The organism is Nitrosomonas oligotropha (genome assembly GCF_009833085.1).
Lineage (GTDB): Bacteria > Pseudomonadota > Gammaproteobacteria > Burkholderiales > Nitrosomonadaceae > Nitrosomonas > Nitrosomonas oligotropha.
This window is the reverse complement of record NZ_QRBZ01000066.1, coordinates 1-3663: the sequence shown is the minus strand read 5'-3', so window position 1 is coordinate 3663 and position 3663 is coordinate 1. Positions and strand designations below refer to the sequence as shown.

Sequence of the window (3663 nt, the reverse complement as noted above, 5' to 3'; positions counted from 1 at the left end):
AAAACCCGCTCGGGGCGGGTTTGGCGCCTTCAATGCATTCAGAGAATCAGGCCGCAGGAATAGGATCGATTAACTGTTTGCCCTGATTGCTTGCTTTATTGACTGCCGTGGATACTGGCCATGCTTGCATCAGCTCAGATTTATAGGGTTTTAGAAAGAAACTCATAATATCATCGGGAAATTCTACCGGCTTAAGCCAAGTATCGAATGATTCCGGGGGAAGTATTACCGGCATGCGGTCGTGAATCGGTCGCATTAAATCATTGCATCCGGTCGTGATGATTGCGCAGCTCTCTATTGTTTTCTCATCGACTGTGGCTATTTCCCATATCCCGTCGAACGAAGTTGGGCATTCATCCACTGCGGTGATGAAGTTTGGCTGTTTGTACTTACCATCCTTCAGTAGCTGCCATTCGTAAAAACCCGATGCGGGTATGATGCAGCGGCGTTTGCGGTAGACCGACTTGAACATCGGTTTCGTTGAGATTGTTTCGGCGCGCGCATTGTTGATGACATGCGCTTCCTTTAAATCTTTGATCCATTTTGGAACCAAACCCCAGCGCATCATCGTTGCTTCGCGTTTACTTTCGGTTTCACGGATCACCAGAATATCGGACAGAGGCGCGATATTGTATCGAGGGAAAAGATCAGGGAAGGAATCAACGGTATACCAGTTCTTGAGTATCGACTCCGGATAATCCAATGCAAAGCGTCCACACATTTTAAGTGCCGCCTATATGATTTCTGTCGCCAGATGATGAACCAACTGACTTTTATAAGTCAAGATTGACTCGGATATTTCTTCATGTTTGAATACCGAACGGAAATCAAAAAAGGTATTTAACATGAAAAATATTTCCCTGTTCGACGTCAATAATTTCTATGTCAGTTGCGAGCGTGTATTCAATCCTAAACTGGAAGGCAAGCCGGTGGTGGTGCTGTCCAATAATGACGGATGCGCTGTGGCCAGAAGCAACGAAAGCGCTTGGCGTCAAGATGGGGCAGCCGTGGTTTCAACTTAAAGACCTGGCCAAGAAGCACGGCATCATTGCCTATTCATCCAACTATGCGTTGTACGCCGATATGAGTAGCCGGGTGATGACCATTCTCGGGCAACTCAGTCCAAGCCAGGAAGTGTACTCCATTGACGAGTGCTTTCTTGACCTGACCGGTTTCCGTGATCTTACAAATTATGGGCACAGTATCCGGCAAAGAATAAAGCAGTGTGCCGGCTTGCCTGTCTGTGTCGGGATTGGCTCGACAAAGACGCTCGCAAAGCTGGCCAATCACATCGCAAAGAAAAAACCGCAATTCAACGGCGTTTGTAACCTGAATGAAATGACGCAATACCGGCAAGATGACTGGTTTCAAAGGGTTGAAGTCGGGGAGATATGGGGAATCGGGCGTAAGCTCGCGCCCAAGCTGAATGCGTTGAATATCAATACGGTGTGGAACCTGAAACAGGCCTCGCCCATTGTCATGCGTAGCGCCTTCTCGGTCAACATGGAAAAGATTGTGCGCGAGCTCAATGGTACATCCTGCATCGATTTGGAAGAAGTCACTCCGCCAAAGAAAGAGATCGTTTGCTCCCGCTCGTTTGGCATCAAAGTGACTGATCTGGTTAGTCTGGAAGAGGCGGTATCGCTGTATGTCAGCCGCGCTGCGGAGAAACTGCGGCGCCAGCAATCCTTTGCCGGAAGATTAACGATATTCATCCACACCAGCCGGTTCAATAAGCCAAGCGAGAATTACTACAACGAAATAACCATACCGCCGACGCAAACATCCAGCACCATTGTGCTGACGAAGGCGGCGATATGGGGGCTGAGAAAAATATACCGGCGCGGCTTGTCTAGAATATCTTCCCCCTCAAATGCTATGAGATCAATTTTAGATAATGATTTCTTTGTTCCAGAAAATAATTGATTTTCTTGCCGAAGCCGAGCACGATCAAGAGCGTTACGAACCGAGCGCGCATTAGCGAAATGCTCTGATTTCATACGCAAGAGGATATATCTTCAATCAGAAATGCCACAAAATGGACATTTGCCAACTGCATTTACATACACATCTGTTTGTTTGCGTACATACGGTACTTATATATCTGAGCATAATTAATTCCCGCTCACTCTAAGAAAAAATTTCATTATGACAAACCAAATCGTTGGAAATAAAAATCAGACTACTCGAACAGATGTGATTAATCTCTTAAAAGAAGATCATAAAAAAGTTAAATCGCTTTTTGCAGAATATGAAGAACTTCAGGAAAAAAAAGATAGCAATGACAAAAAAGCAAAAATTGTGCAGCAGATATGTACAGAATTAACTCTCCATGCATTGGTTGAAGAAGCAATAGTTTATCCTGCAGCAAGAGAAGCGATAGAAGATGAAGATCTTATGGACGAGGCAGATGTCGAACACGCAGGCGCAAAAAAATTGATAGCCGAATTACAAGTTATGAGTCCAGAGGAAAGCCATTATGATGCGAAAGTTACCGTTTTAAAGGAATATATTGAGCATCATGTTAAAGAAGAAGAAAAAGAGATGTTTTCCCAATTAAAAGATTCTAACGTAGATCTAGATCAATTAGGGCAAGAAGTAATAAATTATAAACAAGATCATAAAGATTCTGAATTAAAAAAATCTCCCCCTAAAACAAATACCATTTCTCCTAAGAAGTCGGAAACTATTCATAGAAAAAATTCTTAATAGAATGACCCGCTTCGGTGGGTTTCTTTTCACTATGCTTGTATCCGTATCGATGAATATATTTATTAGAGAAATATATTCATCATATTAGATGGTATATATGATTTTAATCACACAAAAAATTCTATATATTTTTATAACTGGCATATTCTTCATTATGAGCATATCCGTTTTTGTTGAGTATGATAAGGATATGAAAGAAAAAAATGAAAAATGAATCTGAAGAAATATCTCAGCCTAATAAAATCTTTACTTTGGATAAACAATCGGAAGCTCAAGGTAATCATCAAGTTTAGGAAAAATTGCATGACTGAGAAGCGGATAAGTGTCGATCTTCAAGATCAGATAGACGGAAAAGAAGATAGATCTGGAAAAATTTAAAAAGCGAGAAATTCATTCAGACCGTTTTCGGGCAAATTCTAATCAGAATACAACTTTAGAAAAACTAAAGCCTGTTACTGGAAAAGAGTTATCTAAATTCTGTAGAAAGTGAAAAATTCCAACATCAAATTCAAAGTTATCTATGAAAGAAAGTTTTATATTTTGGATATGTGTATATTATTTTAAGGAATTATGAACGAATAATTTTTACGACTTTACAGCTTACATATTTATTGTAGTTATTTATTAAAATTTAACGGGTTTGGATTAATTATATGAATAAAAAAAATCGACTCTGAAAAAAATCGAGGAAAAAGCTGAAATAAAGCGTAACAATCCTGACAAACGAGATGCCGCGGAGAAAGCACCTACTGGAGAAGTAATGCACAATTCTGATATAGATCCAAGTAAATTCGATGAAAACCCAGGTGATATTGGCCCAAATACAAGTGTTCCATCAGGTAAAAACCCCGACAAACCAGCTAGGTAAACAATACTTGATCAGGCTCATTATTTAAACCAAGGGGCTGTAGTAGATTAGCTTAGTTGTAAAGCTAATCAAATGAAGATAAG

General features: G+C 40.6%; 3 protein-coding genes and 1 pseudogene. 2 read left to right on the top strand and 2 right to left on the bottom strand.

The annotated features are described in order from the left end of the window. Positions 1-46: 46 nt before the first annotated feature. On the bottom strand, positions 47-721 hold the full coding sequence (locus tag ABD07_RS14625) for an SOS response-associated peptidase (protein WP_160818905.1): 675 nt from the start codon (positions 719-721) through the stop codon (positions 47-49). A gap of 124 nt (positions 722-845) precedes the next feature. On the opposite strand from ABD07_RS14625, the pseudogene ABD07_RS15150 reads away from it, so the two are divergent. After that, positions 846-1791: pseudogene (locus ABD07_RS15150) on the top strand (Y-family DNA polymerase); the annotation flags it as partial. Here the strand turns inward: ABD07_RS15150 and ABD07_RS14615 are convergent. After that, a complete protein-coding gene (locus tag ABD07_RS14615) occupies positions 1752-2000 on the bottom strand; it encodes a hypothetical protein (protein ID WP_240142594.1) in 249 nt (82 codons plus the stop codon). The pseudogene ABD07_RS15150 and the gene ABD07_RS14615 sit on opposite strands and share 40 nt — an antisense overlap. A gap of 148 nt (positions 2001-2148) precedes the next feature. Here ABD07_RS14615 and ABD07_RS14610 point away from each other — a divergent pair, with 148 nt between their 5' ends. Then, positions 2149-2709 (top strand): hemerythrin domain-containing protein, encoded by a 561-nt coding sequence (locus tag ABD07_RS14610; protein WP_160818904.1) that lies wholly within the window; start codon positions 2149-2151, stop codon positions 2707-2709. Positions 2710-3663 lie beyond the last annotated feature (954 nt).

Coding starts and splice junctions, on each gene's coding strand:
- ABD07_RS14615 (WP_240142594.1), bottom strand. CDS start 2,000: ATGAAATCAGAGCATTTCGCTAATGCGCGCTCGGTTCGTAACGCTCTT.
- ABD07_RS14610 (WP_160818904.1), top strand. CDS start 2,149: ATGACAAACCAAATCGTTGGAAATAAAAATCAGACTACTCGAACAGAT.
- ABD07_RS14625 (WP_160818905.1), bottom strand. CDS start 721: ATGTGTGGACGCTTTGCATTGGATTATCCGGAGTCGATACTCAAGAAC.